25 protein-coding genes are annotated in these 26,381 nt (G+C 68.2%); 5 read left to right on the top strand and 20 right to left on the bottom strand.

From position 1 onward, the window contains the following. From AC1DZQ_RS14995 to lysS, 4 genes are all read right to left on the bottom strand, one after another. Positions 1-1,425, bottom strand: a 1,425-nt coding sequence (locus tag AC1DZQ_RS14995) for a Clp protease N-terminal domain-containing protein (protein ID WP_476964278.1), incomplete at its 3' end; no start/stop codon positions are given. A 497-nt stretch (positions 1,426-1,922) separates the two neighbouring features. Then, complete coding sequence (locus tag AC1DZQ_RS14990) at positions 1,923-2,249, bottom strand: histone-like nucleoid-structuring protein Lsr2 (RefSeq protein ID WP_018774922.1); 327 nt, start codon at positions 2,247-2,249, stop codon at positions 1,923-1,925. 155 nt (positions 2,250-2,404) lie between these two features. Continuing rightward, entirely contained in the window at positions 2,405-2,575 is a 171-nt protein-coding gene (locus tag AC1DZQ_RS14985; protein WP_476964277.1) for a hypothetical protein, read from the bottom strand. Positions 2,576-2,577: 2 nt separating this feature from the next. Then, a complete protein-coding gene (gene lysS / locus AC1DZQ_RS14980) occupies positions 2,578-4,110 on the bottom strand; it encodes a lysine--tRNA ligase (protein WP_476964276.1) in 1,533 nt (510 codons plus the stop codon). Positions 4,111-4,209: 99 nt separating this feature from the next. On the opposite strand from lysS, the gene AC1DZQ_RS14975 reads away from it, so the two are divergent. From AC1DZQ_RS14975 to AC1DZQ_RS14965, 3 genes are all read left to right on the top strand, one after another. Then, a complete protein-coding gene (locus AC1DZQ_RS14975; RefSeq protein ID WP_476964275.1) occupies positions 4,210-5,187 on the top strand; it encodes an alpha/beta fold hydrolase in 978 nt (325 codons plus the stop codon). 56 nt (positions 5,188-5,243) lie between these two features. After that, positions 5,244-5,870, top strand: a complete 627-nt coding sequence (locus AC1DZQ_RS14970) for a thymidine kinase (protein WP_018774926.1) — start codon at positions 5,244-5,246, stop codon at positions 5,868-5,870. A gap of 76 nt (positions 5,871-5,946) precedes the next feature. Continuing rightward, on the top strand, positions 5,947-6,780 hold the full coding sequence (locus AC1DZQ_RS14965; protein ID WP_476964274.1) for an alpha/beta fold hydrolase: 834 nt from the start codon (positions 5,947-5,949) through the stop codon (positions 6,778-6,780). A gap of 95 nt (positions 6,781-6,875) precedes the next feature. Here AC1DZQ_RS14965 and AC1DZQ_RS14960 read toward each other — a convergent pair whose 3' ends face one another. The 15 genes from AC1DZQ_RS14960 to dacB form a co-directional block, all read right to left on the bottom strand. Then, entirely contained in the window at positions 6,876-8,387 is a 1,512-nt protein-coding gene (locus AC1DZQ_RS14960; RefSeq protein WP_476964273.1) for an MDR family MFS transporter, read from the bottom strand. Between the two features lie 150 nt (positions 8,388-8,537). Then, positions 8,538-9,440, bottom strand: a complete 903-nt coding sequence (panC, locus tag AC1DZQ_RS14955) for a pantoate--beta-alanine ligase (RefSeq protein WP_476964272.1) — start codon at positions 9,438-9,440, stop codon at positions 8,538-8,540. Position 9,441: 1 nt separating this feature from the next. Beyond that, a complete protein-coding gene (locus AC1DZQ_RS14950) occupies positions 9,442-10,362 on the bottom strand; it encodes a Rossmann-like and DUF2520 domain-containing protein (RefSeq protein ID WP_476964271.1) in 921 nt (306 codons plus the stop codon). Next, complete coding sequence (locus AC1DZQ_RS14945) at positions 10,355-11,929, bottom strand: PH domain-containing protein (RefSeq protein WP_476964270.1); 1,575 nt, start codon at positions 11,927-11,929, stop codon at positions 10,355-10,357. Before AC1DZQ_RS14945 ends, AC1DZQ_RS14950 begins: the two co-directional genes overlap by 8 nt. An 18-nt stretch (positions 11,930-11,947) precedes the next feature. Further along, positions 11,948-12,460 carry a PH domain-containing protein gene (locus AC1DZQ_RS14940; RefSeq protein ID WP_476964269.1) on the bottom strand — a complete coding sequence of 171 codons (513 nt, stop codon included), beginning with the start codon at positions 12,458-12,460 and terminating at the stop codon, positions 11,948-11,950. Further along, positions 12,441-12,965, bottom strand: a complete 525-nt coding sequence (locus tag AC1DZQ_RS14935) for a DUF3180 domain-containing protein (RefSeq protein WP_476964268.1) — start codon at positions 12,963-12,965, stop codon at positions 12,441-12,443. The genes AC1DZQ_RS14940 and AC1DZQ_RS14935 overlap by 20 nt, the downstream gene beginning before the upstream one ends. Continuing rightward, positions 12,962-13,516, bottom strand: a complete 555-nt coding sequence (gene folK, locus AC1DZQ_RS14930; protein ID WP_476964267.1) for a 2-amino-4-hydroxy-6-hydroxymethyldihydropteridine diphosphokinase — start codon at positions 13,514-13,516, stop codon at positions 12,962-12,964. The genes AC1DZQ_RS14935 and folK overlap by 4 nt, the downstream gene beginning before the upstream one ends. After that, on the bottom strand, positions 13,513-13,872 hold the full coding sequence (gene folB, locus AC1DZQ_RS14925; protein WP_476964266.1) for a dihydroneopterin aldolase: 360 nt from the start codon (positions 13,870-13,872) through the stop codon (positions 13,513-13,515). The genes folK and folB overlap by 4 nt, the downstream gene beginning before the upstream one ends. Positions 13,873-13,884: 12 nt before the next feature. After that, a complete protein-coding gene (gene folP, locus AC1DZQ_RS14920) occupies positions 13,885-14,835 on the bottom strand; it encodes a dihydropteroate synthase (protein ID WP_476964265.1) in 951 nt (316 codons plus the stop codon). Between the two features lie 11 nt (positions 14,836-14,846). Beyond that, the gene (gene folE, locus AC1DZQ_RS14915; RefSeq protein ID WP_476964264.1) at positions 14,847-15,491 is read right to left on the bottom strand and encodes a GTP cyclohydrolase I FolE; all 645 of its coding nucleotides are present in this window, start codon (positions 15,489-15,491) and stop codon (positions 14,847-14,849) included. 9 nt (positions 15,492-15,500) lie between these two features. Then, positions 15,501-17,567, bottom strand: a complete 2,067-nt coding sequence (gene ftsH / locus AC1DZQ_RS14910; RefSeq protein ID WP_476964263.1) for an ATP-dependent zinc metalloprotease FtsH — start codon at positions 17,565-17,567, stop codon at positions 15,501-15,503. 197 nt (positions 17,568-17,764) lie between these two features. Next, a complete protein-coding gene (hpt, locus tag AC1DZQ_RS14905) occupies positions 17,765-18,316 on the bottom strand; it encodes a hypoxanthine phosphoribosyltransferase (protein ID WP_018774939.1) in 552 nt (183 codons plus the stop codon). 30 nt (positions 18,317-18,346) lie between these two features. Then, positions 18,347-19,381, bottom strand: a complete 1,035-nt coding sequence (gene tilS / locus AC1DZQ_RS14900; RefSeq protein WP_476964284.1) for a tRNA lysidine(34) synthetase TilS — start codon at positions 19,379-19,381, stop codon at positions 18,347-18,349. A gap of 98 nt (positions 19,382-19,479) precedes the next feature. Continuing rightward, entirely contained in the window at positions 19,480-20,631 is a 1,152-nt protein-coding gene (locus AC1DZQ_RS14895; RefSeq protein ID WP_476964262.1) for a zinc-dependent metalloprotease, read from the bottom strand. Positions 20,632-20,740: 109 nt separating this feature from the next. Further along, a complete protein-coding gene (gene dacB / locus AC1DZQ_RS14890; protein WP_476964261.1) occupies positions 20,741-22,234 on the bottom strand; it encodes a D-alanyl-D-alanine carboxypeptidase/D-alanyl-D-alanine endopeptidase in 1,494 nt (497 codons plus the stop codon). Positions 22,235-22,377: 143 nt separating this feature from the next. On the opposite strand from dacB, the gene AC1DZQ_RS14885 reads away from it, so the two are divergent. Beyond that, the gene (locus AC1DZQ_RS14885; protein ID WP_476964260.1) at positions 22,378-22,869 is read left to right on the top strand and encodes an inorganic diphosphatase; all 492 of its coding nucleotides are present in this window, start codon (positions 22,378-22,380) and stop codon (positions 22,867-22,869) included. Positions 22,870-22,984: 115 nt separating this feature from the next. Further along, positions 22,985-23,737: a DUF429 domain-containing protein gene (locus AC1DZQ_RS14880; protein ID WP_476964259.1), complete on the top strand. Its 753-nt coding sequence runs from the start codon at positions 22,985-22,987 to the stop codon at positions 23,735-23,737. Between the two features lie 12 nt (positions 23,738-23,749). On the opposite strand, the gene AC1DZQ_RS14875 is transcribed toward AC1DZQ_RS14880, so the two are convergent. Beyond that, positions 23,750-26,164, bottom strand: a complete 2,415-nt coding sequence (locus AC1DZQ_RS14875) for a phosphoketolase family protein (RefSeq protein WP_476964283.1) — start codon at positions 26,162-26,164, stop codon at positions 23,750-23,752. Positions 26,165-26,381: the final 217 nt, after the last annotated feature.

Raw genomic sequence — 26,381 nt, 5'->3', positions numbered from 1 at the left:
GATGTCGTCCATGCCGCCGGTCTTCCACTGGCGTTCCTTCTCGGCGCGCTCGGCAATGAGCTTCTGCTCCTTGTCGCGCAGCGACGCGGCGCCTTCGAAGTCCTGCGCGTCGATCGCGGATTCCTTCTCCAGCTTCATGGCGGCGATCTTCTCGTCCATGACCTTGAGCTCCGGCGGGGCAGTCATGCGGCGGATGCGCAGCCGCGCACCGGCCTCGTCGATCAGGTCGATTGCCTTGTCCGGCAGGAACCGGTCCGAGATGTAGCGCTCGGAAAGGCTCGCCGCCGAGGCGAGGGCGCCGTCGGTGATGGTGACGCGGTGGTGTGCCTCATACCGGTCGCGGAGGCCCTTGAGGATCTCAATCGCGTGCGCAACGGAGGGTTCCTTGACCTGGATCGGCTGGAAGCGGCGCTCCAGCGCGGCATCCTTCTCGATGTGCTTGCGGTATTCGTCCAGCGTGGTGGCACCGATGGTCTGGAGTTCGCCGCGGGCCAGCATGGGCTTCAGGATCGAGGCCGCATCGATGGCGCCTTCGGCGGCACCGGCACCCACCAGCGTGTGGATCTCATCGATGAACAGGATGATGTCGCCGCGGGTGCGGATCTCCTTGAGGACCTTCTTCAGGCGCTCTTCGAAGTCGCCGCGGTAGCGGGAGCCGGCCACGAGGGACCCGAGGTCCAAGGTGTACAGCTGCTTGTCCTTGATGGTCTCCGGGACATCGCCGCGGACGATCGCCTGGGCCAGGCCCTCGACGACGGCGGTCTTGCCGACGCCGGGCTCACCGATCAGCACGGGGTTGTTCTTGGTGCGGCGGGAAAGGACCTGCATGACGCGTTCCATTTCCTGCTCGCGGCCGATCACGGGGTCCAGTTTGTTCTCGCGCGCCGCCTGGGTCAGGTTGCGGCCGAACTGGTCGAGGACGACGGACCCTGCGGGGGTCCCCTCGGCCTGCCCGGGGCCGACGCCGGCGCCCGTGGATTCCTTGCCCTGGTAACCCGAGAGCAGCTGGATGACCTGCGAGCGGACCCGGTTCAGGTCGGCGCCGAGCTTGACGAGCACCTGGGCGGCAACGCCTTCGCCCTCCCGGATGAGGCCGAGGAGGATGTGCTCGGTACCGATGTAGTTGTGGCCCAGCTGCAGGGCCTCGCGCAGCGAGAGCTCCAGGACCTTCTTGGCACGCGGGGTAAAGGGGATGTGGCCGGAAGGCGCCTGCTGGCCCTGGCCGATGATCTCCTGGACCTGTTCGCGGACACCGTCGAGCGAAATGCTCAAGGATTCAAGGGCTTTGGCGGCAACACCTTCACCCTCATGGATCAGACCCAAGAGGATGTGTTCGGTACCAATGTAATTGTGGTTCAGCATGCGTGCCTCTTCTTGGGCAAGCACAACTACGCGACGGGCACGGTCCGTAAATCGCTCAAACATTTCGCCACACTCCTAGCTACGACGTACTTTGATGCTACGTGGCCGGGTTCCAGATTTGGGGCTTGTTCGCCACAGGGGAAACCGGAGGGTGTCGCCTCCCTGCCCGGACCGGGTCCCCGGCAGGGGACAAGAACCGTCCGGAACCCGCCCGCTGGGCGCGACCGGCCCTTTCGGGCGGGCCGGGTCGGCCCTTCCGGGCGGGCCCTTCCCCGGGCGGCGTTCGGGCCGGGTTCACCGCCGGCGCTCAGGCCGGGGTAGGTGCCTTCGGGGCAGGTTCACCGCCGGGGGGCTCACCGCCGGGAGGGGCGCACCGCCGCGGGCGCACCGCCGCGGGCGCACCGCCGTCGGCATGGCAATGCCCCCGTCAGATAACGGGGGCATTGCCATTTGACAGAGACTCGATTATGACGCGATGAAACTTGATTGAGACTTGATACTGCGCCTTGATACTGCCCTTGGTGTCGGGTGTCGATACTGCGCCCCGACGCGGGTCCCTGCTAGGAATTAGCCTTTTGGTAAGCTTCCTGAATTTCAGCCTGGATACGTCCGCGGCTGTTTACCGCGTAGCCGTTGTCCCGTGCCCACTGACGGATCTGGGCAGAGTCCTGATTCCGTCCGCTGGAAATTTTCGTGCGCGTGGCGCGTCCGCTTGACGTTTTGCGTGCGTGTGTCACAAATCGTTCCACCGCGGAGCGCAGTTCTGATGCATTGCTTGACGACAGGTCTATTTCATAGCTCACACCGTCAAGGCCAAACCGGACAGTTTCGTCCGCGGATCCCCCATCCAGATCATCAACGAGGATGATTTTTACTTTCTGTGCCATAAAGGACTCTCTTTCCAAAGATCGAGCGTTAAGAAAAGCAGGATGTATCTGGAATAAGTATCCTCCGCGTTACAGCAGGGAGTCAAAGCGCAAAACTCTGTCCAAAGGAAAACTACAGGCGGCAATAGGGAACTATTACTTCTTTCCCAGGGTAATTAGCCCCCGAGGGCCCCGGAATCCTGACCTTTGGCCCTAGTTTCCGCTTCGGCATGGGCACGGGCTTCTGCCTGCCGCTCTGATTTGTCGGCATTGAATATGGATTTCATGGCAAACCAGAAAAGCAGGCCCACCACGATGGGGGGCAGCAATACGGCGATATAGTCCATGCTCAGTGTCCTTCGGGCTTCAACAGGGGGAAGAGGATCGTTTCGCGGATGCCGGCGCCGGTGAAGAGCATCACGAGGCGGTCGATGCCCAGGCCGATCCCGCCCATGGGCGGCGCGCCGTACTCGAGCGCACGGAGGAAGTCTTCGTCCAGCTGCATTGCCTCCACGTCACCCGCGGCGGAACGGCGGGACTGTTCGGTGAGGCGTTCGCGCTGGATCACCGGGTCGATCAGTTCGGAGAACGCCGTGCCCCGCTCCATGCCGCCAATGATGAGGTCCCAGGCCTCGATCAGGCGGCCGTCTTCGCGGTGCTGCCGGGCCAGCGGCTGGGCGGACGGCGGATAGTCGTAGACGAACGTGGGATTGAGCAAGGTGGGCTCGACCAGTTCGCCGAAGAGTTCGACGGCGAGCTTCTCGGCGTCCCAAGCAGCGTCGACCTTGACCTCGTGCTTGGCAGCCAGTTCCAACAGTTCGGCAACCGGGGTGTCAGGGGTTACTTCCTGGCCGACGAATTCTGACAGTCCCGGGTAGACCGACAGCCAGGTCCAGTCGCCGTCGAGGTTGATCTCGCCGGCGTCGGTCTGCAGCACACGGCCCACACCGGCGGCGTCGGCGGCGTCCAGGATGATCTCCTTGATCCGGTCCGCCATGACGAACTGGTCCGCCCACGCCTCGTAGGACTCCAAGGTGGTGAACTCGGGGCTGTGCGTGGAGTCCACCCCTTCGTTGCGGAAGACCCGGCCCATGTCGTAGACACGGTCGATCCCGCCGACCACCGTGCGCTTGAGGTAGAGCTCGGTAGCGATGCGCAGCGTCATTTTCTGGTCGAAAGCGTTCATGTGCGTCTCGAAGGGACGGGCCGTGGCGCCGCCGTGAACCAGCTGCAGCATGGGGGTTTCCACCTCGACGTAGCCCTGGCGGTGCAGGGTTTCGCGGATGGAGCGCGTGATCGCGGCCCGGGTGTAAACCATCTCGCGGGCTTCGTCGCGGACAATGAGGTCCACGTAGCGCTGGCGGACACGGGTCTCTTCATTCAGCCCGGCGTGCAGCACGGGCAGCGGGCGCAGCGCCTTCGAGGCCATGGTCCAGGTATCCGCCATGACGGAGAGTTCGCCGCGGCGTGAGGAGATGACCTCGCCCTTGATGAAGACGTGATCGCCGAGGTCCACGAGGGACTTCCACTCCGCGAGCGCCTCCTCGCCGATGTTGGCCAGGCTCAGCATGACCTGGAGCCGCACGGCCTTTCCGTCCAGGCCGCCCTCCTGGAGGGTGGCGAAGCAGAGCTTGCCCGTATTGCGGATGAAGACGATGCGGCCGGTCACGCCGACGGCGTCGCCGGTGGTTTCATCGGCCTGCAGGTAGGCGTATTTCTCCCGGATTTCCGTGAGCGAGTGTGTGCGTTCGACACCCACCGGATATGCCTCGACGCCGCGTTCGATCAGCTTGGCGCGCTTCTCCATGCGGATGCGGGTCTGTTCGCTGGCATCGTGCGGCTCGGCGGCGGTGTTCGGGGCGGGGGTGTTTTGGGAAGTCACAATCCCCAAGTTTACCGTCGATTTGCGTCCGGGAAGGTCCCGCCCGGTTCTGCCCGGGCGGCAGCCAGGCAGACGGGGCGCGGGAATAGACTCGACGTTGTGGAGACATGGACAGTGAGGACCGACGACGGCAAGGGACACCTTGAGCTGCACACCATCCGTCCGGCGGGGCATGCACCGGGCAGAGCAGCGGCATCCGAGGCCGCCGTGGCGGCCCGCGGCGAAGGGTCCGGCGTCGTCGTCGTGCACGGGACACTGATCACCGATGCGCTCTACCGGTCCTTCGCCCGAAAACTTTGCCGGCTGCTGGACCAGCCGGTGCACTGCTACAACCGCCGCGGCCGCGCCGGTTCCTCGCACCAGCCGGCCGACTATTCTGCCGCCACCGAGGTGGCCGACCTGGCCACCGTGCTCCGCGAGACCGGCGCCAGCGACGTCGTGGCCCACAGCTATGGCGGGTTCGTGGCCCTCGAGGCCGCCCGGAGCCTGTCGATCCGCAGGATGGTGACTTACGACGCCGCCGTGAGCCTCTCCGGGAACCTCACCCAGCGCTGGCGGCCAGAACTGGAAAGGTCCGTGGCCGCCGGCGAGCTTGACCACGCCTGGGCGCATTTGGTGCAAGGCCTGGAGACGGCTGGCCCGGTATCCATGCTGCCCCTGGGCGCGCTGCGCATGTTGAGCATCCTCTCGGCCCGGACCAGGCTCGGCGCCGAAATGCGGCAACTGCTGCCCACGGCCGTCGCCGAGATGCGCGCCGTACTGGACGCCGACGCCGAACTCGAGGATTTTTCCACCATCACCACCCCCACCCTCATGCTCAGCGGCGGCTGGAGCCCCGGCTACTTCGCCGAAACGAGCCACCAGCTCTCCGACGCCGTCCCCGCGGTCAGCTTCGCCGTCGTCCCCGGACAGCTCCACGAAGGCCCCATCCGGCCGGGAATCCGGCTGGCCCTCCGTACGGCCCGGTTCCTCCACGGCGGAACCGGAGCTGCCACCCCGCCGCCCGTCAGCCTGGCCGGCAGCCTTGCAGCCGCGGGCGTGCCGGCCCGGTGGCGGCGGACCGGGTCCGGCCGCTGAGGGCGGCGACGCGACCGACCGCTAGAATCGGGGGCGACCCTTTCGAAAGGACCCCCTTGGCCAAGCTCTACTTCCGCTACGGCGCCATGAACTCCGGCAAATCTACGGGGCTGCTGCAGGCGGCGTTCAATTATGAGGAACGCGGCCAGCGCGTCCTGCTGGCCAAGCCGGACGTGGACACCAAGGGCGACTCCGACGTCGTGTCCCGCCTGGGCATGACCCGTTCGGTGGACTTCCTGATCCCCGCGGGCGCGTCGGCCCGCGCGCTTTTCACCGCCCAGGCCCACGGCGACGATCCCGACGCCCTGCTGCAGCACGTGGACACCCCGCCGGTGGCCTGCCTGCTGGTGGACGAGGCCCAGTTCCTGGAACCGGAGCAGGTGGACGATCTCTTCCGCATCGCCGTCCTGGACAACGTCCCCGTCCTGGCCTACGGCATCCGCACCGACTTCCGGACCCGCGCGTTCCCCGGTTCCCTGCGCCTGCTGGAGATCGCGCACACCCTCGAAGAGCTCAAGACCATCTGCCGCTGCGGACGGAAGGCCATCTTCAACACGCGCCGGATCGGGGACCACGTGGTGTTCGACGGAAACCAGGTTGCGATCGACGGCCAGGACGTCTGGTACGAGTCGCTCTGCGGCGCCTGCTACCTCGAGGTCTCCGGCGGCCGGTTGGGCAACTAGCGCCGGCGCGCCGGCGCAGCGCCTTACTGCACTGCGGCGTACTGCAGAGCGGCGCGGCCTCGGCTAGGCTCGGAGCATGACCCGCGAGAACATCAGAACCCCCGACGGCGGAACGATCGAGCTTTTGAGCACGGGTGCCGAGCTCGCCTCGGCGGGTTCGGGCATCGTCGTCGTGCCGGCCTCGATGGTGACGGCCGCCGATTACACGCGTTTCGCGCAGAAACTCAGCGCGTCACTGGGCCGGCCGGTGCACACCTTCAACCGGCGCGGCCGCGGCTCGTCCTCCCCGCAGCCGGAGGATTACACCCTGGACGTGGATATCCACGACCTCGACGCCGTCATGAAGCACACCGCCAGCACGGATGTCTTCGGCCACAGCTTCGGCGGGGCGGTGGCTCTGCACGCGGCCCGCACGCTGCCGGTGGAACGGCTGGCCGTGTACGACCCCGCCGTGTCCGTCAACCACAGCGTCACGGCGGACTGGACGCCCGAATACGAGCGGGCGACCGCAGCCGGCGACGACGACCGCGCCCTCGCCGTCCTGCTTAAGGGCCTGGAGACCGGCAGCGCCCTGTCCCGGATGCCGCTGTCCATGCTGACGCTGGCGAACAAGCTTTCGGCGGGCACCCCGATCGGCAAGCAGCTGCGCGACCTCATGCAGACCGGCGTCCGTGAGATCAAGGCGATCATCGCCGCGGACATGCCGGCCGAACCTTTCCTGGAACTGCCGCTGGAGACGCTGATCATCGTCGGCGAAAAGAGCCCGGCCTACTTCGGCGTGGCCTGCGCCCAGATCCACGATGTCCTCTCCGGCTCCAGCTACACAATCCTGCCCGGCATGGGACACGACGGTGTCAACAAGGCGCCGGACAAGCTGATCGCCGAGCTCAGCGCGTTTTACGCAGGCTGAGCTTCCGCCCCATCAAACCAACGGGGGGTCACTAAGCGCCCATCCCGGACCTCCCGGACCGGCGCTAAGTGACCCCGCGTTGGTTGTTGATTGCTTTAGTGGGCGGCCGGGTGTGCCGCGCCTTCGGTTTTGCGCATCATGGTGGACAGCACGACGGCGGCGACGGCTATGACGGCCGCCGTCAGGAATGCCGCATGCATGCCGGCGACCATGCCCGAGGATTCGGCCACGAAGGCGTAGATCGAGACCAGAAGCGCCGTGCCGGCGGCGCCGGCCACCTGCTGCAGCGTGCTCATGATGGCCGAGCCGTGGGAGTACAGGTGCGGCGGCAGCGGGTTCAGGCCCGTGGTGAACGCGGGAGTGAACACGAGTGCCAGGCCCAGGCTCAATGCCACGTGCAGGGCAATGATCCACCCCACCGGTGAGGCGGCGTCCAGCATCGAGAACTGCCAAAGGGACAGCACCATCATGACCGAGCCCGTCACTGTCAGCGGCAGGGGCCCGACTCTGTCGAATATGCGGCCGATGAAGGGCCCCAGCAGGCCCATGGCGAGGCCGCCGGGCAGCAGCACCAGGCCGGTCTCGAGTGACTTCAGGCCGCGGATCTCCTGCAGGTACAACGGCAGCAGGATCACTGCGCCGAACAACGCGATCATGGCCACGACCAGCAGCAGCACGGACACCGTGAACATCCGGAAGGTGAAGGCGCGCAGGTCCAGCAGGGGGCCGTCGGTCTTCTGCAGCTTCTGCTGGCGCAGGACGAACGCCGCCAAGGACACCACACCAACGGCCAGGGCCACCACGGCGGGAGTGCGGGAGCCGGCCTGGCCGCCGCCGATCTGGCTCAGGCCGTACACCAGGCCGCCGAAAGCGGGGACCGTGAGCACCACGGAGAGAGCGTCGAGCCGGGTTTTCTCGGTCTTGCCGATGTTGGTCAAATACCTGGCCCCGATGGCCAACGCGGCGAGGGCGATCGGCAGCACGAAGACGAACATGAACCGCCAGGAAAAATTCTGGAGGATCAGGCCGGAAACCGTGGGGCCAAGTGCCGGCGCCACCGAAATGGCGATGCTCACGTTGCCCATGACGGCGCCGCGGCGCTCCAGCGGCACGAGCGTGAGGATGGTGGTCATCAGCAGCGGCAGCATGATGGCGGTGCCGCCGGCCTGGACGATGCGCGCCAGCAGCAGGACTTCGAAGCCCGGCGCGAGGGCGGCCAGCAGCGTGCCGCCGGAGAAGAGTCCCATGGCCAGCATGAACACGGCCCGGGTGGTCAGCCGCTGCAGGATGAACCCGGTGGTTGGAATCACGACGGCCATGGTGAGCATGAAGCCGGTGGAGAGCCACTGCACGGTGGGCGCGTCGATGTTCAGGTCGACCATCAGCCGCTGCAGGGCCACGTTCATGATGGTCTCGTTGAGGATCACGACGAACGTGGCCACCAGGAGCGTCGTGATGATGGTCACGGACTCCCGGGACATCTTCGCCGGTGCGGGGGGCGCCGTTCTCGTTGCGGCAGGCGCAGCTGGCGCACCAGGCGCCGGGATGGTGGAGGCAGAGCCCGGTGCGGGATCGCCAGAGGCGTTGGAAGAGACGTCTGTCGACATGAGAATTCCCTCAAGGAGTCTGGTGTGGGTCCGGCGAGCGTCGGCGCTTCTGCAGGTTCCAACAGTCTAAGGCCCGGGGGCATTCCCGCCACCGGAAAACCAACGCGGGGTCAGTTACGGCCCATCGGAGGCCTCACCATGGGGGTGGGGTCAGGAGTTCAGGGGCGCGTTGTCGATGAGGCGGACGGGGCCGACCGTGGCGGCGATGATCGCCAGTCCCTCGCCGCGGAACGGGGTGTCCCTGCAGTTTTCCGCGAGGGGCTCGAGGGTGCGCGGATCCACCACCTCGAAGTAGTCCAGCGCCACGAGCGGCTGGGACCGGACCAGGGCCTGCGCGGATTCGACGTCCAGCGGCTCATGCGCGTTGGCGCGCTCCTCGATGAGCCGCAGCGCCCGGGAGAGCACCAGGGCGGCCTGGCGCTGGTCCGCGGAGAGGAAGCGGTTGCGGCTGGACAGCGCCAGGCCGTCGGCCGAGCGGACAATGGGCACGGGCACGATCTCCACGGGGAAATTCAGGTCCGCCACCATGCGCTGGACCAGCGCCAGCTGCTGCGCGTCCTTCTGGCCGAAATAGGCGCGGTAGGCGGGCTGGCCGCCGCCGGGCAGGCCGGCCCCAGGGATGCCGTAGTGGAGCAGTTTCGCGACGACGGTCAGCGCGCCGTCGAAGTGTCCGGGCCGGGACGCGCCTTCCCACTTTTCACCCAGGGGTCCCGCCGTGATCCGCACAAGGGGTGCCCCGCCGGGGTAGACCTCCTCAACACCCGGCGCGAACGCCAGGTCCACGCCTTCGGCGTCGAGCAGCGCGAGGTCGGCGTCGAGCGTCCGCGGGTAGCGTTCCAGATCCGCGGCCTCACCGAACTGCAGCGGGTTCACGAAAATGGTGGCCGCCACGACGTCGTTCTGGGCGACGGCCGTCCGGGCCAGCTGGGCATGCCCCTCGTGCAGGGCACCCATGGTGGGCACGAGCCCCTGGGACGTGCCGCCTTTCTGCGCCAGCAGCCGGGCGCTTGCAGCGCGGAGCTGGGCAGCCGTGGTGACGAGTTGGATTGCCATGTCAGGGTCCTTCCGGGGCGGGCGTCCCGTTCTGGCCGGGGCCGCCGAGCGCCTGTTCGATGCCGTCGAGTTGTTCCGGCTTCAGGAGCCCGCGGCTTCCCGCCCGGCGGGCTGTCGCCCTGGCCATGGCCAGGTACGCCTCAAGAATATCGCCGCCCGCGCCGCCGTCATACTCGCGGAGGGCGCTGGCGTGTGCGGCCACTGTGCCGGTGTCGCCGCGGGCCACGGGCCCGGTCAGGGCCGACTCTCCGGAGGCGAGGGCGTTCTCGAGGGTGGCGCGCAGCAGCGGGCCTAGCATCCGGTCCGGGGCGTCGACGCCGACGTCGCGGAGCAGTTGCGAGGCCTGCGCCACGAGCGTGACCAGGTGGTTCGAGCCGTGCGCGAGCGCGGCGTGGTAGAGGACGCGGTCCGCCTCAGCGATCGCGACGGGCTCGGCGCCCATTTCGACGACGAGTGCCTGGGCGATTGGCAGCATCGCGGCGTCGGCCGTGACGCCAAAGGTGCAGTCCAGGAGCCTGGTGAGGTCCAGGCTCATGCCCGTGAACGTCATGGCCGGGTGCAGCGCGAGCGGCACGGCGCCGGCGGCGCGGACCGGGTGCAGGATCCCGACGCCGAAGCGCCCGGAGGTGTGCGCCACGAGCTGGCCAGGCTGCCAGGCGCCGAGCTTGGCCAGTCCGTTCACCAGCGGGCCAAGGGCGTCGTCCGGGACGGCGAGCAGGACCAGCTCGGCGCGCTCCACGATGTCCTGCACGTCCAGGATCGGGACGCCGGGCAGGAGTGTTTCGACGCGTTCTTTGCTGGCGTCCGAAACGGCGGACGCCCCGATGACGGCGTGCTCGGCTCCGCGCAGCGCCGCCCCCAGGACGGCGCCGACCTTGCCTGCGCCAATGATTCCGACGCCGAGGCGTCCTGGTTTAGCCATGATGCGGGCCTTCCTGGGGTTCTTCTGCGGGTGGTGCGGCCGGCTGGGCCGCCGGCTCCAGCCAGTGTTCGCTCTTCTGGCGCTTGCGCGCGGCGCGGGCACGGGCTGACTGGGCGTCGAACAGGGCCCGGGCTTCGTCGAGGCCTGCCTGGATGAGCCGCGGGGCCACCGGACCTGCCGTGGTGTGCAGGACCAGGTCCGCCACCCGGAACCTGCGGGCGAGCGGGCCCTGCTGCAGCGCCATGGACTGCGTGCGCTGATGCGGCACCACCACGAAGCTCCGCCACCACCGGCCCGACCTCAGGAGCAGGGCGGTCTCCGTTGCCGTGAAGCCGTTGCGCCGCCAGCCCAGCGGCGCCAGCAACCGCGCCCGGCGCGGGCTGGTCACGAAGCCGCCGTCGGCGTCCTGCGCGCCCGCGCGGCCCGGGGTCGCGGCGGGGTCGGCGAGACCGGTGATCCCTGCGGTGAACAGCCCCACCGGATCCTGGGTTCCGGGATCCGGGAGCACCAGAGCGAGGATTTCCATGACGTCGGCGAGGGATCCCACCGGAAGCAGGGTGGTCCGGGCCGAGCCTTCGCCGGCGCTGCTGGCCAGGCCGTAGCCGGCCACGTTGACCTGGATCCGGTACCAGCCAAACATCCGCCACAGCGGCGGCTGGCTGACCTTCAGCGCCTGGATCCTGCCCGGCGGGACGGTTTGCGCCTGCGTGTCCAGCAGGCCGTAGCGCAGCCGGATGCCGTCCGGGGAAGCGGCGGCCGTGAAGTTGTAGCCCTTGTTGAACGAGGACCAATAGGAGGCGACGAGGCCGATCGCGGCAGGGATCAGGAAGACCGCGAAGTTCCGGTTTTCGGTGACGGCGGAGAGCATCACGGAGGCGATGCCGCCTGCCAGGATCACGACGCTTTGTTCGCTCAGGAGCAGCGAGCCCGCCAGACGCGGCGGCGGCACGGTCAGTACGACCCGTTCCGGGGCCTCCACGGCGGCGGTCTCCGGTTGTCCCGGCTCCGGCGCCGGCGACAGCGACGGCGTCCCGCCGGAGGCACCGGAGGCGTGGGCCAGGATTGTGGCGCGAAGCTGCCGGGCCTCGTCCGCGCGCAGGTAGGCCAGGTGCACGGCAGACTGGCCGGCGTCGGCGACGTCGAACCTCAGTTCCGCCAGTCCGAAGATCCGTGCCAGGAAAGGCTGCACGACGTCGATTGCCTGCACCCGGTCCAGCCTGGCCTGCCGCTGCTGCTTGAACAGGAAACCGGTGTTGACGCGCACGTAGCCGCCCGCCACCTGGTAGCGGGTGAAGTACCAGCTCAGGACAAAGCCGAGAACGGTCAGCAGCAGCAGGGCGCCGCCGCCGAGCAGCAGCCACGGCGCCCGTCCGGCCAACCGCTCGTCAAAGAGCGGGCCGCCCTGCAGGACTCGTTCGAAACTGTCGCGTCCAAAAAAGAACAGCAGCGCCGCCAGCGCCACCCAGCCGCGGACAAAGGGCGACGCGGGATGCACCCGCAACCAGCCGGCGTCGGCGGATCCGTTTCCGTCGGCGGCGCGTCCGGGATCCTCCGGTGTCAGCGCCATTCCGTCATGGCCTTCCCGTCACAGCCCGGCCAGCCGGGCTTCGCCGCGGGCGGACAGTTGCTCGCGGAGCCGGGCGCCTTCGCTCGCGGGCAGGCCGGGAATCTCGGCGCTGGTCGCGGCGGCTGCGGTGTGCAGCTTCAGGGTGCACAGGCCCAGCTGACGTTCGACCGGGCCCACCGCGATGTCCACGTACTGCATCCGCCCGTAAGGAACCACGAGCGTGCGCTGGAAGAAAATGCCCCGCCGGATCAGGAGGTCATCCTCACGCTCGGCGTAGCCGATCGAGCGCACCTGCCGGGGAATCAGCACGAGCCGCCACAGGGCCAGAAGCAGCGCGACGGCTGGCAGGGCGACGGCCAGCCAGAGCGGCAGCCAGGTCCACACGCCGGTCAGCACCAGGACCAGGGGAAGCGACAGCAGGGACACCGCGATCAGGTTTCCCAGCGCCCACCCCGCGACGCGCACCGTAACGTACTTCGGTGACACCCGCAGCCAGTCGATGCCCGGAGGATCAATCGCTTCGGTACGCATATTCGCCTTCCGACGAGGGCTTGGTGCGCTTTCCCTGTACGCCGGGCCGGGATTCGGCGTCGCCGTCCTCGGGCGGAATCCGGCAGAACCGCTCGACGACGAGCCCGACGATCACCATGATCAGCCCGCCGCCAGCCATGGCCAGGGCCTGCCAGGTGAGGTCCTGGTTGCTGCGCAGGTTCCACAGCCGCAGTTGCTCCACCACGATTCCCGCGTGCCAGCCCAGCAGGACCGTCCCGGTGTAGGCGCAGGCCTGGGCGAGGACCACTGTCCAGGCCGCCAGGATGGGGTTGAGGATTTTTTTCTTCTTGCCGTTGCGCCACCGGAGCACGCGGATGCCCAGCACCAGGGTGAGTGCCACGATCACGCCCATGGTCACCAGCCCCGTCAGCGGCAGCACCGGGGTGGCCAGTCCGTAGCGGCCGGACAGCATGGTGGCGAACCAGCCGGCCACGGCTAGGACAACGCAAATGACCAGCAGGAGCAGGGGGCTCGTTAGCTTCACGGCCGCTCCGCCGCACCGGGCACGCCGGTGATCTCCGTGGCAGCCTGGTCCTGGAAGCCGTCAAACGTGGCGAGGTCGGCGAAATCGGCGGCTTTCGCGGCGAGGTCGCCTACGCGTTCGCCGTTGAGCTCCGCCGCGGGTTCGATCAGCGACCACGGATAGAGCACGAACGCCCGGACGGCGGCCCGGGGGTGCGGCAGGGTGAGCTCGGGGTCGGAGCTGACCACGTCCCCGTAAGTGATGATGTCCACGTCGAGGGTCCTTGGCCCCCACCGGACCCCGCGCACGCGCAAATGCTTCTGCTCCACTTCGTGGCAGTGCTCCAGCAGTGCGCGCGGCGGCAGGTTCGTCTCGACGGCGATCACCATGTTCAGGAAGTCAGGCTGGTCCGGTGGGCCACCCACGGCCTTCGTCTGGACGATCGGCGAGATGGCCAGCAGCCGCACCTCCGGCGGGTCGACGAGGTCTGCGACGGCGGCGGACAGGGTGTCGCTGCGCTCCCCCAGGTTGCTGCCGAGCGCGATCACGGCACGGGTGTAGAGCGGGCTCACGGCCGCCTCCGGTGCACGCTGACGGCGACGTCGCCGAAGTCGACTTCGATCGGCGCCTTGGGCTTGTGCACGGTGATGTCCACGGCGGCCACGGGGAATTTCTGCAGCACGTCCTCGGCAATCCGCACCGCGAGGGCCTCGATCAGGTTCAGCGGCTCACCCGTGATCCAGTCCCGGATGCAGTTGGCCACCTCGCCGTAATGCGCGGTGTCCAGCACGTCGTCGGAAGCCGCGGCCTTGCTGAAGTCCAGGTGGAGCACCGCGTCAACAACGAACGGCTGCCCGTCGCGGCGCTCGAAATCGAACACACCGTGATGGCCGACGGCGGTGACGCCGCTCAGCGTGATCTGATCCATGGTGCCGGCCGGTCAGTTGGTGCCGGCGTCGGCGGAACCAGCCGGTGCCGGGGGCGTCGGGGGTACCATGCGGGCGGCGACCTTGACGGCGTCCAGGCTCGCGTCGACGTCGTGCACGCGCACGGCCCAGGCACCGCGGAAGGCGCTGATGGCGGTCACGGCGGCGGTGGCGGCGTCGCGTTCAACCGGCTGGGCGGCCTTGCCGGCCACGGTCAGGAGGCTGCCGAGGAAGCGCTTGCGTGAGCCGGCGACGAGGACCTTGTGGCCCATGGCCTGCAGGAGATCCAGGTGCTGCAGGAGCTCCCAGTTCTGGCCCTCGTTCTTCGCAAACCCCAGTCCGGGGTCCACAATGATCTGCTCCGGCGCGACGCCGGCGGCGTAAAGCTTGTCGCGGACGCCGGCGAGTTCCTTCACGACTTCCCCGGCGACGTCACGGTAGTCCGTCAGGGAGTTCATGGTGCTGGCGTCGCCGCGGCGGTGCGTCAGGATGTAGGGGACCTTGGTGCGGGCGGCCAGCTCGGCCATTTCCGGCTCCATGGTCAGGCCCGAAACGTCGTTGATGATCGCGGCGCCGGCCTTCAGTGCCGCGGCGGCCGTCACGGCGTGGGTGGTGTCGATGCTGACCAGGGCGCCGGCCTTGACCAGGGCCTCGATGACCGGCAGGACCCGGCGCTGTTCCTCGTCAGCACCGACTGCCGTGGCACCCGGGCGGGTGGATTCGCCGCCGACGTCGATGATGTCCGCCCCGGCGTAGAACATCCGCAGCCCGGCCGCGATCGCCGTGTCCGGCGTCGGGTGCGCTCCGCCGTCGCTGAAGGAATCAGGGGTGACGTTGAGGATTCCCATCACGAGTGTCCGGTCCGTGGGCAGGTCCTGGAACTTCGCCGCCGGGCGCGGTTTGCGCAGGATTGGCAGGGGCGAGGTGGCGGGGCCGGTCCCCGGGGCTGCAGCTAGGGAGTCCATAGTCTGTGTTCTTACCTTCCGAGGATGAGGCTCATGGCTTCGGCACGGGTGGCCGGGTCATGCAGTTGCCCGCGCACTGCGCTGGTGACGGTCTTGGCGCCGGGCTTGCGGATTCCCCGCATGGACATGCACAGGTGTTCGCATTCGACGACGACGATCGCGCCGCGCGGATTGAGGTGCGTGACGAGGGCCTCGACGATCTGGGTGGTCAGGCGTTCCTGTACCTGCGGGCGCTTAGCGAACATGTCCACGAGCCGGGCCAGCTTGCTCAGGCCCGTGACCTTGCCGTCGTGGGACGGGATGTAGCCCACATGCGCCACCCCGTGGAACGGCACCAGGTGGTGCTCGCAGGTGGAGTAGAACGGGATGTCCTTGACCAGCACGAGTTCCTCGTGGTCCAGGTCGAAGGTGGTGGCCAGGATCTCGGCGGGGTCGTGGTGCAGGCCGGCAAACATTTCCACGTAGGCTTTGGCCACCCGCTTCGGGGTGTCCAGGAGTCCGCCGCGGTCCGGGTCCTCGCCGATCGCCAGCAGGATTTCCCGCACGGCGGCTTCGATCCTGGGCCGGTCCACTTTGGACTTTGAATGCGGGGCTTCCCCGTCCCCCGCCGAAGCAGCAGCGGGGGCGGGAACGTCGTCGTCGAAGTTAGAAGTCACAGAAGAAGCCTAGCCGGGATGACCATCAGTCCCGATTTCTGTTGCACCGCCCTGGAAGGACTCCTGTCCGCCGACGCCCTGGGCATGCGGGGGCTGGGCATCCAGGGGCTCTTCGAGCCGGGCCTGGGTGGCTTCCTCCTGGGCTTCACGCTCCGCCTTTTCGCGGCGGGACTCCACCGGGCCGGCGGACTGGAGCGTGCGGGTCTCCTTGGAGAGCCAGACGTCGCGGAAGTCGCGCTTGCGGATGTTGGTGAAAATTTGCGCGATTTCGGCCTGGTTCAGCGTTTCGCGTTCGAGCAGTTCCAGCGCGAGCTCGTCCAGGACGTCCCGGTTCTCGGTCAGGATGGCGTAGGCCTCATCGTGCGCGCCGTCGATCAGGCGGCGCACCTCCTCGTCGACGATGTAGGCGATCTGGTCCGAGTAGTTGCGCTCATGGCCGGCGTCGCGGCCAAGGAAGGGCTCGCCGCCGCCCTGGCCGAGGCGGACGGAGCCGACCCTTTCGCTCATGCCGAACTCGGTGACCATCTTCCGGGCGATGCCGGTGGCCTTCTCGATGTCGTTGGATGCACCCGTGGACGGATCGTGGAAGACGAGTTCCTCGGCGACGCGGCCGCCCATGGCGTAGGCCATCTGATCGAGCAGCTCGTTGCGGGTGATGGAGTATTTGTCGTTCTCCGGGACCACCATGGTGTAGCCGAGGGCACGGCCGCGGGGCAGGATGGTGATCTTGGTGACCGGGGCGGAGTTCCGCAGGGCGGCCGCGACCAGGGCGTGGCCGCCCTCGTGGTACGCGGTGACTTTGCGTTCGTGTTCCTTCATGACCCGGCTGCGCTTCTGCGGGCCGGCCATGACGCGGTCGATCGCCTCGTCGAGGGCGCGGTCATCGATCAGGTTCGCGTTGGAGCGGGCCGTCAGCAGGGCGGCCTCGTTCAGGACGTTGGCCAGGTCCGCGCCCGTGTAGCCGGGGGTCTTCTTTGCAACGGCCTTGAGGTCGACGCCGGAAGCCATCGGCTTGCCCTTGGCGTGCACCTGCAGGATCTGGTCGCGGCCGATCAGGTCGGGGGCCTCGACTGAGATCTGCCGGTCGAAACGGCCCGGCCGCAGCAGTGCGGGGTCCAGGACGTCGGGGCGGTTGGTGGCGGCAATCAGGATGACGTTGGTCTTGACGTCGAATCCGTCCATTTCCACCAGCAGCTGGTTCAGGGTCTGCTCGCGCTCGTCGTTGCCGCCGCCGATGCCGGCGCCGCGGTGCCGGCCGACGGCGTCGATCTCATCGACGAAGATGATCGCCGGCGCGTTGGACTTGGCCTGCTCGAAGAGGTCGCGGACACGGGAGGCGCCCACGCCGACGAACATTTCCACGAAGTCGGAGCCGGAGATGGAGAAGAAGGGAACGCCGGCCTCGCCGGCAACGGCGCGGGCCAGGAGGGTCTTGCCGGTGCCCGGAGGGCCGTAGAGCAGCACGCCCTTGGGGATCTTGGCGCCGACGGCCTGGAACTTGGCCGGCTCCTGCAGGAATTCCTTGATCTCCTCGAGTTCCTCGACGGCCTCATCGGCGCCGGCGACATCGCTGAAGGTCACCTGGGGCATGTCCTTGTTGACCAGCTTGGCCTTGGACTTGCCGAACTGCATGACCTTGGACCCGCCGCCCTGCATCCGGGAGAGCAGGAACCAGAACAGGACGCCGAGCAACAGCACGGGCACCAGCAGGGAGAAGAGTCCGGAGAACCAGTTGTTTTCGATCGGCTGGTCTGTGAAGCCGCCTGACGGTTTGGAGTCCGTGACTGCCTTGACGACGTCCTGGGCGCGGGCGTTGACGAAGTAGAACTGGACGTTCTTGCCCTTGTCCTGCCCGTCGACCTGCAGGTTGTCCTTCAGGACCAGGTCCACCCGGTTCTCGGCGTCGAAAATCTTGGCTTGTTCAACCTTGCCGCCTGCTGTCAGCAGCTCAAGGCCCTTGTCGGTGTCGATCCGGCTGGCGCCGCCCGGCGCAAGCGTGGCAAATGCCAGCAGCAGCATGGCCACCACGACGACAATCCAGATGCCGGGGCCCTTGAAGAAACTCTTAGCTTTCATCTGTTCGGGGCTGGCCCCGTCCCTCCTGGTAGTGCTGCACGGCGACCGATCTGCGCGCGTGGGTGCTGCATCAGGTTCTAGCTATACACCGTCGCACTACCTCACGCACGGCAAAGGGCAAAAGTTCCCTGTGGGCGTAGCGGGGCCGGGCCTCCGGCCCGCCCGGGTCCCGGGCGGGGTGCCTTTGCGTGAACGATTTACTCGTAGACGTGCGGGGCCAGGGTGCCGACGAAGTCCAGGTTGCGGTACTTCTCGGCGTAGTCCAGGCCGTACCCGACGACGAACTCGTTGGGGATGTCATAGCCAACATACTTGACGTCGATCTTGACCTTGGCGGCCGTCGGCTTGCGGAAGGCGGTGCAGATTTCCACCGACGCCGTGCCGCGGGATTCCAGGTTCGTCTTGAGCCAGGACAGCGTGAGGCCGGAATCGATGATGTCCTCGACGATCAGGACGTCTTTGCCCATGAGGTCGGTATCGAGGTCTTTCAGGATGCGGACCACGCCCGAGGACTGCGTGCCCGAGCCGTACGAGGACACGGCCATCCAGTCCATGGAGACGTGGGTGTGCAGTGCACGGGCAAGGTCTGCCATGACCATGACGGCGCCCTTGAGCACGCCGACGATCAGGAGGTCGCGACCCTCGTAGTCCTTGTCGATCTGCGCCGCGAGTTCGGTGATCCGTTGCTGGATCTGTTCCTTGGTGTAGAGAACGTGTTTGAGGTCTGCCTGGACGTCGTTTGAATCCACCAATGGCTCCTGTGTAGATGCGGGGTGCGACTAATTTCGGGGCGGCTGTTGAGGCCGGAATACAAGCTTCCCACAGCGGGCGGCTTCGCGGGGAACACCGGCGGCGGACGGCTCCGCCGCAAGGAGCTGCGCGAGCGAGAGACGGTAGACGCTGACCGCGCCGGGAAGCTCCACCGGGCCGGCCGATCCCTGCCGGCGCAGCAGTGCTTCCGCCGCGAGCAGGCGCTGGTAGCTGGGTTGCTGACCACCGACGGCGGCGGCGGCCTTGGCGATCACCCGGAACCTCACGGCCGGGGCAAGATCCCGCAGTTCGGCCTCCGGGAGGCTGACCTCCGCCCCGGTCTGCTGGCGCAGCCGCTCGAACGTGTCGTTCGCCACGTCCTCCAGGTAATCGGCGTCGAGCTGCAGGATAGCGGCCGTGCGGGCGAGCGATTCGGCAACGCCGGGGCCAAGTTTGTCTTCCAGCAGGGGCAGCACCTCAACCCGGGTCCGGGAACGCGCGTACACGGGGTCCGTGTTGGACGGGTCGTGCCAGGGTTCCAGGTCCTCCACCCGGCAAATCTCCAGGGTGTCCGCACGCCGCAGGCCCAGGAACGGGCGCAGCAGCCGCCCCCGGGAGGGCCGCATTCCGGCGAGGGACCGGGTGCCCGACCCGCGCGCCAGGCCCAGGAGCACTTGCTCGGCCTGGTCATCAAGAGTGTGGCCGAGCAGGATCGCGCCTGCACCTGCCTCGTCCGCGGCGGCCTCGAGGGCCGCGTGGCGGGCGTCCCGGGCAGCGGCCTCGGGACCCACGCCGGTGGAGGCGACGTCGACAGTCCTGATCGTCACGGGCGAGAGCCCGAGGTCCTCGAGGGTCCGGGCGGTGGCTGCGGCGACCCCGGCCGAGCCCGGCTGCAGCTGGTGGTCCACGACGACGGCGCCAACAGAGACAGGATGGCCGTCCACATGACCCCGGCGCCCGAAATAGGCGGCGACGGCGGCGAGAGCCAGCGAGTCCGGCCCGCCGCTGCAGGCGACCAGGACGCGCTCCGGGTAGCCGGCCCCGGCGAGGGCGTCCTGGAGCATTTTTCGTGCCGTGCCGACCACCGGTGCGAGGCGGCCGGGCCGGCGTCGTCCGCTGGAAACTGAGGTCGAACCGGTGCCGTCGGGGGCAGTCATGGCGGCTAGAGGCCCATCCGGTCGAGCCAGAGCTTGGAGTCGTGGATTTCGGGTTCGCTGGGGAGGTGGTCCGCGGACTCCCAGACTTTGTTGAAGCCTGCCATGCCGGCGGCGGCCACTACTTCGCGGACAAATTTGGCGCCGTCACTGTACTGGCGCATCTTGGCGTCGAGGCCGAGCAGGTTGCGGATGAATTTCTCGATCATGCCGCGGTCCTGGCCGCGGTCATTGAAGCGCTGCCGGATGGTCTTGACCGAGGGGACGATGCTGGCGTCCACGGCGTCCATAACCACATTGGCGTGGCCCTCAAGCAGACTCATGAGGGCAGTCAGGCGGGACAGGGCCGCCTTTTCCTCCGGGTTCTGGAGCAGGTCCAGGATGGCGCCGCGTCCGGGCGCGGCGCCGGGCGCCGCGCGGTCCTTCAGCGATTTCGCGGCCGCCGAGGCCCGTTCCATCAGGGAATCGACATTGCCCAGCAACAGCCCGCTGAGGTTTTCGATCTCCTGCAGCATGTGGTGCCGCAGCCACGGGGCGGCGGCGAACTGCACCCGGTGGGTCTGTTCGTGGAGGCAGACCCAGAGCCGGAAGTCTGCGGGTTCGACCTTCAGTTCCCGTTCCACGGAGATGATGTTCGGCGCCACGAGGAGCAGCCGCCCGGACGCGGGGGCGGTGGAATTTTCGGCCAGCGCGGAGAAGGGATCGTACTGGCCCAGGACTTTGCTGGACAGGAAGGCCAGGATGGCGCCGAGCTGGCTGCCGGTGATGGCGGCGCTGACGCCGGCAGCTCCGGGGCTGAGGGATCCGCGGCCATCCAGCAGCTTTTCCATGGCGGGCTTGAGCATGACGGCGAAGCTCTGCGTGTTGGCTTTGGCCCACGAGGCCCTGTCCACCACGAGGACCTCGGAGTCACGCAGGTCCCGGGCCGCGTCCAGGCCGGTGATGTGGTGGACGTGCGGCACGGAAATGTCCGCCATGAGCCGCAGGTTTTCGACGGCGGCGCCGATCTCGGCGGCGCCCAGGACGGGGCCGGCGGGCGTCAGCCGGGCTGCCGTGGACGCGGCGAGTTCCCAGTTGATGAGATCTTGGGCCTGGACCGATGCCCCGCTCGGCGTCTTTGGTGTTGTCTCGCTTGATGTCTGGCTTGCAGAAGACTCCATGGGGTCCATCAGATCACAGGGGCCCGACAATCCGCCTTAATTTTCGCTGACCGGCGAACCGGCCGGGCCTCGGGGCCCGGCCCCCGGGGTTCCCGGCCGCCCGCCTACGTCAGCGGCAGCCGCAGCCGGCGAGGACGGCGGCGGAGCGGTCCAGTGCGGCCTTGTTCGCAGCGCCGGGGGTCAGCCCGTTGCCGACGAAGGAAAAGACCAGGAGCCGGCCGTCGGCGTCGACGACGTAGCCGCTGAGCGCAATGACCGTGTTCAGCGTGCCCGTCTTGGCGCGGACCAGTCCGGCGCCCGCGGCCGAGGCCGCATCCGTGTAGCGGTCCCCCAGGGTGCCGGTGAGCCCGGCGACCGGGAACCCGGTGAGGGCGGCGCGCAGCCGGGGGTCTGTCCCCGAAGTCATGGCCCGGACCACGTCCGTGAGCTGCCGGGCCGAGACCCGGTTGGCCAGAGCCAGGCCGGAGACGTCCGCGGCCCGGAGGGAGTCAGTGGGAATGCCCATGTCCTGGACCTGCGCCAGCACGGCGGCGATGGCATCGTCGCTGCTGCCGGGCCGGCCGGCGCCGATGGCGGTCATCCGTCCCATCACCTCGGCGAGGTAGTTGTCCGAGGTCTGCAGCATGAAGTCCACCTGCTGCCCCACCGTGGCGGACTGGACCTCGGCCAGGACTTCGGCGTGCCCGCTCTCCGGCGCGTCGCCGGGCTGGACCCGGGCGACGCCGGGGGCCACGGACAGCCCCTCGGCCGCCGCGGCCGCCGTGAGCCGGGCGGCGAACGCCTCGGCGGCGGTCATGGCGGCGTCCTGCGGGCGGGGTCCGGTGGTCTTGGCGGGATCGAACCTGGCGGAGTTCAGTGCCAGCGGGTACAGCGGGGCCATCTCCCCGGCGGCGACGTCCTCGGGGCTCCACGCCTGGCTGAGCGAGGGGCCGCTGAAGAGGGAGTCATTCAGCCGGACGCTCACCGCGCCGGTCACGCCGCCGGCCTTGAGGGCATCGACCGTGGCCTTGGCGAGCGTGGCGAGCCCGGCGCGGCCCAGAACGGCCCCGGGGGCCGATTCCCCGGCACCCAGGAGGACGTCGCCCCCGCCGCTCAGGATCACCGAGCCGGGGGTCGGCCCCGCGAGCACCCGGGTGCTGAAGCGGTGGTCTGGGCCGAGGACGCGCAGGGCCGCGCCGGCTGTGAGGAGTTTCATGTTCGACGCCGGAACGCGGGCCTCGTCGGCCGCCCGGTCAAAGAGCACCTGCCCCGTGGTGGCATCCTGGACGATGCCGCTGAAGGTGCCGGCGCCGTCGGGCTTAAGGGTCTTGTTGAGTTGCGCGGCGAGGACGGCGCCGACCGGAACGGGCGCGGCAGCGCTGAGGGGCCCGATTCCACCCGGACTGCTGCCTGGGAGGCTCAGTGTGGCGGGAATCTGCTGCCAGGGCGGCGCTGTCTGCGAGGCGTCGGAGGGCCGGTCCGGGCCGAGGAATGCCGGGGCGATGGCGATGGCGGCCGGCAGTGCCACTGCCACCACGAGGAGGGTCTGGAGCAGCAGTGCGGGGATCCCGCGAAGCCTGCCGGGCGCCGACTGGGTGCCCTCACGGCTGGTTCTCGGTTTCATGCTGCTGCTGGTCCTTTAGTCCTGAATTGTCCTCACTAGTTCCTGAAACCAGCGCCTCTCGCTATATCCTCAATAGTAGTCGGCGGCACCGACAGCCCTTATGCACGTGCCGCGCACCCCATGAATTCGTCAAGGAGCATTCCATGAAGCATGACGTGACCATCGAGATCCCCAAGGGATCGCGCGTCAAGTACGAAGTCGACCACGAGACCGGCCGCGTCCGCCTGGACCGCGTCCTGTTCACGTCGATGCAGTACCCCACCCACTACGGCTTCTTCGAGAACACCCTGGGCGAGGATGGAGATCCGCTGGACGCGCTGGTGCTCCTGCAGGACTTCGACCTCTACCCCGGCGTGATCGTCGAGGCCCGCCCGATCGGCGTGTTCAACATGACCGACGACGGCGGCGGCGACGCCAAGGTCCTGTGCGTCCCGACCGATGCCCGGTTCGACCACATCAAAGAGATCAGCGATGTCAGCGAGTTCCTGATCAAGGAAATCGAGCACTTCTTTACCCGCTACAAGGACCTGGAGCCGGGCAAGTGGGTCAAGGCCGAGGGCTGGGGCGACCGCGCCGCCGCCGAAGCCGAACTCGCCGCTTCCATCAAGCGTTACGTTCCGGCAGCCGGCCACTGACCGTTCCTGCACTCCAACGCGGGGTCACTTACCGCCCATCCGGGGCTCCGGAACGGGCGGCAAGTGACCCCGCGTTTTTTCGATTGGCGTCCATCCACTTGGCAGGGGCCCGGCAATGAGGACTCTCGGCGTCGACCTTGCTGCCGCCGCGAAGAAGACGGCTGCCGCCGTCGTCGAATGGGACGACGGCGCGGCACGCCTGGCGCATCTGTCTTTGGACGTGGGCGACGAGGAGATCCTCCGCCTTTTCGGCACCAGCGACATGACGGGGATCGACTCCCCCTTGGGCTGGCCGGACGCGTTCCTTCCCTTCATCGCCGGGCACCTGAACTTCGACCCGCTTCCGGTGCTGGACCATGACGGGATCGAAGGCCGCCGGCTGCTGGCCTACCGGGACACAGACAGATTCGTCACCGGTCACACCGGCCTGATTCCGCTCAGCGTCTCTGCGGACCGGCTGGCCCACCCGGCCATGCGTTGCGCTGTCATCCAGGCAAAGATCGCCCGGGAGTACGGGCCTCAGGCCAGGGACGGCAGCGGCCGGCTTGCAGAGGTGTACCCGGCGGCTTCGCTGAAACTCTGGGGGATCCATGCCCGCGGCTACAAGGGGCGCGGGGCGCCGGAGGCGGAAAAGCTGTCCTCGGCCGTGGCGGATCTGAGAGTGAAGGCGCCATGGCTGGACCTGGCGGAGTACCGGGCCGACCTTGCGGCGTCCGATGACATGTTCGACGCCCTCATCGCCTCCCTGACCGCGCGGGCAACCGCCGTCGGCGGGACGCTGCGCCCCGGCCACGGGCTCGCCGCGGCCGCCCTGACCGAAGGCTGGATCCACCTCCCCAGGGGCGGGCTGCAAGAGCTCCCGGCCTAGCCCGGACGGGGGCTACTCGATCCGCAGCGACCAGCTGCTGATCTCCGCCGGGTCCTCGCCGTGCTCCCGGGTGTGGTCCCGGGCGCGCATGCGGCTGTCCTGTAGGGACTGGCGCAGCAGCGAGTGCTTCTCGGACAGCCCGGGGACCCGGTCGATCGCATCAATTGCCAGCTGGAAGCGGTCGATCCCGTTCAGCATGGCCATGTCGAACGGGGTCGTGGTGGTGCCTTCCTCCTTGTAGCCGCGCACGTGCAGGCCCTCGCGGTTGGTGCGCCGGTACGTGAGCCGGTGGATCAGCGCGGGGTAGCCGTGGTAGGCGAAGATCACCGGTTTGTCCGCGGTGAAGATGCCGTCGAAGTCCCGGGCCGTCAGCCCGTGCGGGTGCTCGCTGGCGTCCTGGAGCCGCATGAGGTCCACGACGTTGACCACCCGCACTTTCAGGCCGGGTGCCCCCTGCTTCAGGAGCTCGGCCGCGGCGACGGTTTCGACCGTGGGGACGTCACCGGCGCAGGCCAGGACGACGTCGGGTTCCTCACCGCTGACTTCGGAGCCGGCGAACTCCCAGATGCCCAGGCCGCGGCGGCAGTGGTGCGAGGCCGCGTCCGGCCCGAGCCAGGTTGGCGAGGGGTGCTTGCCGCTGACCACGATGTTGACGTAGTCGCGGGAGTCCAGGCAGTGCTCCATCACGGCCAGCAGCGTGTTGGCGTCCGGGGGCAGGTAGACCCGGATGATTTCGGCCTTCTTGTTGACGGCGTGGTCGATGAAGCCGGGGTCCTGGTGCGAAAAGCCGTTGTGGTCCTGCTGCCACACATGGGAGGACAGGAGGTAGTTCAATGAGGCCACCGGCTGGCGCCACGGCAGCTGCCGGTGGACCTTGAGCCATTTGGCGTGCTGGTTGAACATCGAATCAATGATGTGGATGAACGCCTCATAGCAGTTGAACACCCCGTGCCGGCCCGTCAGCAGATACCCCTCCAGCCAGCCCTGGCAAAGGTGTTCGCTGAGGACCTCCATCACGCGTCCGGCGCGGGCAATATGCTCATCGAGCGCATCAATCCTGTACTGCCAGACCTTGTCGGTGACCTGGTAGACGTCCTGCAGCCGGTTCGATGCCGTCTCGTCGGGGCCGAAGAGCCGGAAGGTCTCCGGGTTCAGGGCTATGACGTCCCGCAGCCAGGGGCCGAGCGTCACCATCGGGCTGATCCGTTCGGCGCCAGGTTCGGCGACGTCGACGGCGTGCCGGCGGTAGTCCGGCAGGTTGAGCGGGCGCAGCAGGAGCCCGCCGTTGGCATGAGGGGTTGCGCTCATCCGCAGCGCACCGGTGGGGGCGTTCCCGGCCGTGTCTTCCATGAGGCGTCCGCGGTCGTCGAAGAGTTCCTCGGGCCGGTAGGACTCGAGCCACTGCTGCAGCTGGCCCAGGTGCTCAGGGTTGGTGCGGACCTCGCCCAGCGGAACCTGGTGGCTGCGCCAGGTTCCCTCCACCTGCTCCCCGTCCACCGTCTTGGGCCCGGTCCAGCCCTTGGGCGAGCGCAGCACGATCATCGGCCACTGCGGAGCGCTGTCCTGCGGAGCGCCGTCCTGCCGCGTCCGGCCGCTGCGGTGGTGCTGCTGGATGCTCCGGATCTGTGCCAGGCAGGTGTCCAGTGCGGCCGCGAAGTCCCGGTGCGCCGCTGCCGTGTCCGCCGGATCGGCCACCGTGACGAAATGGGGGACGTGCCCGTAGCCCCGCAGCAGCTGTTCCAGTTGGGCCTCGGGCATGCGGGCCAAAATCGTTGGGTTGGCGATCTTGTAGCCGTTCAGGTGCAGGATGGGCAGCACCGCGCCGTCGGCTGCCGGGTCAAGGAAGTTGTGCGAATGCCAGCTGGCAGCCAGCGGCCCGGTCTCGGCCTCGCCGTCACCGATGACGACGGCAGTGATCAGCTCGGGGTTGTCGAAGACGGACCCGTACGCGTGTGCGAGTGAATAGCCGAGCTCGCCGCCTTCGCTGATCGAACCGGGGGTCTCCGGGGCGGCGTGGCTTGGAATGCCTCCCGGGTAGGAGAACTGCCGGAACAGCTCGGACAGGCCGGCTTCGTCCTCGCCAACGTGGCCGTAAATCTCCGAATAGGTGCCTTCCAGCCACGCGTTGGCCACGACGGCAGGGCCACCATGGCCGGGACCCGCGATGAACAGCATCTGCTGGCTGTCCCGGCGGATGGTCCGGTTCAGGTGGGCGTAGACAAAATTCAGTCCGGGTGTGGTCCCCCAGTGGCCAAGGAGCCGGGACTTTGTGTGTTCCGGGCTGAGGGGTTCGCGCAGCAGCGGGTTGGACCGGAGGTAGATTTGCCCCACCGAGACATAGTTCGCCGCCCGCCACCAGCGGTCCACCAGGTCCAAGTCTGTCTTGTCCAGGATCGGACCGGCCAGGACCGGGGTCTCGGCCGGCATCTCCGTGCGGGTGGTTCCATTCAGGTCACTGCTCGCCACGTCACCGCGCGTCATGTCACTGGGCGTCACATCACTGCTCACTGGGGTCCTCGCATCCTAGGTCCTGCCTCGGCACATCTGGTCCATCGCAACACGTCCGGCGGACAGGATACAACCCGGGCCCACTGGCGCCCGCCGGCAACTTGCCCCGCAAGTGCCAGCAGGTAGTGTGTCATCC

The sequence above is a fragment of the Arthrobacter sp. P1_C12_2 genome (genome assembly GCF_056406415.1).
This window is presented reverse-complemented; position numbering and strand designations above follow the sequence as displayed.

Coding starts and splice junctions, on each gene's coding strand:
- AC1DZQ_RS14990 (WP_018774922.1), bottom strand. CDS start 2,249: ATGGCACAGAAAGTAAAAATCATCCTCGTTGATGATCTGGATGGGGGA.
- AC1DZQ_RS14985 (WP_476964277.1), bottom strand. CDS start 2,575: ATGGACTATATCGCCGTATTGCTGCCCCCCATCGTGGTGGGCCTGCTT.
- AC1DZQ_RS14965 (WP_476964274.1), top strand. CDS start 5,947: ATGACCCGCGAGAACATCAGAACCCCCGACGGCGGAACGATCGAGCTT.
- AC1DZQ_RS14960 (WP_476964273.1), bottom strand. CDS start 8,387: ATGTCGACAGACGTCTCTTCCAACGCCTCTGGCGATCCCGCACCGGGC.
- panC (WP_476964272.1), bottom strand. CDS start 9,440: ATGGCAATCCAACTCGTCACCACGGCTGCCCAGCTCCGCGCTGCAAGC.
- AC1DZQ_RS14950 (WP_476964271.1), bottom strand. CDS start 10,362: ATGGCTAAACCAGGACGCCTCGGCGTCGGAATCATTGGCGCAGGCAAG.
- AC1DZQ_RS14945 (WP_476964270.1), bottom strand. CDS start 11,929: ATGGCGCTGACACCGGAGGATCCCGGACGCGCCGCCGACGGAAACGGA.
- AC1DZQ_RS14940 (WP_476964269.1), bottom strand. CDS start 12,460: ATGCGTACCGAAGCGATTGATCCTCCGGGCATCGACTGGCTGCGGGTG.
- folB (WP_476964266.1), bottom strand. CDS start 13,872: ATGGATCAGATCACGCTGAGCGGCGTCACCGCCGTCGGCCATCACGGT.
- folP (WP_476964265.1), bottom strand. CDS start 14,835: ATGGACTCCCTAGCTGCAGCCCCGGGGACCGGCCCCGCCACCTCGCCC.
- ftsH (WP_476964263.1), bottom strand. CDS start 17,567: ATGAAAGCTAAGAGTTTCTTCAAGGGCCCCGGCATCTGGATTGTCGTC.
- tilS (WP_476964284.1), bottom strand. CDS start 19,381: ATGCTCCAGGACGCCCTCGCCGGGGCCGGCTACCCGGAGCGCGTCCTG.
- AC1DZQ_RS14895 (WP_476964262.1), bottom strand. CDS start 20,631: ATGGAGTCTTCTGCAAGCCAGACATCAAGCGAGACAACACCAAAGACG.
- dacB (WP_476964261.1), bottom strand. CDS start 22,234: ATGAAACCGAGAACCAGCCGTGAGGGCACCCAGTCGGCGCCCGGCAGG.
- AC1DZQ_RS14885 (WP_476964260.1), top strand. CDS start 22,378: ATGAAGCATGACGTGACCATCGAGATCCCCAAGGGATCGCGCGTCAAG.
- AC1DZQ_RS14880 (WP_476964259.1), top strand. CDS start 22,985: ATGAGGACTCTCGGCGTCGACCTTGCTGCCGCCGCGAAGAAGACGGCT.
- AC1DZQ_RS14875 (WP_476964283.1), bottom strand. CDS start 26,164: ATGCCGGCCGAGACCCCGGTCCTGGCCGGTCCGATCCTGGACAAGACA.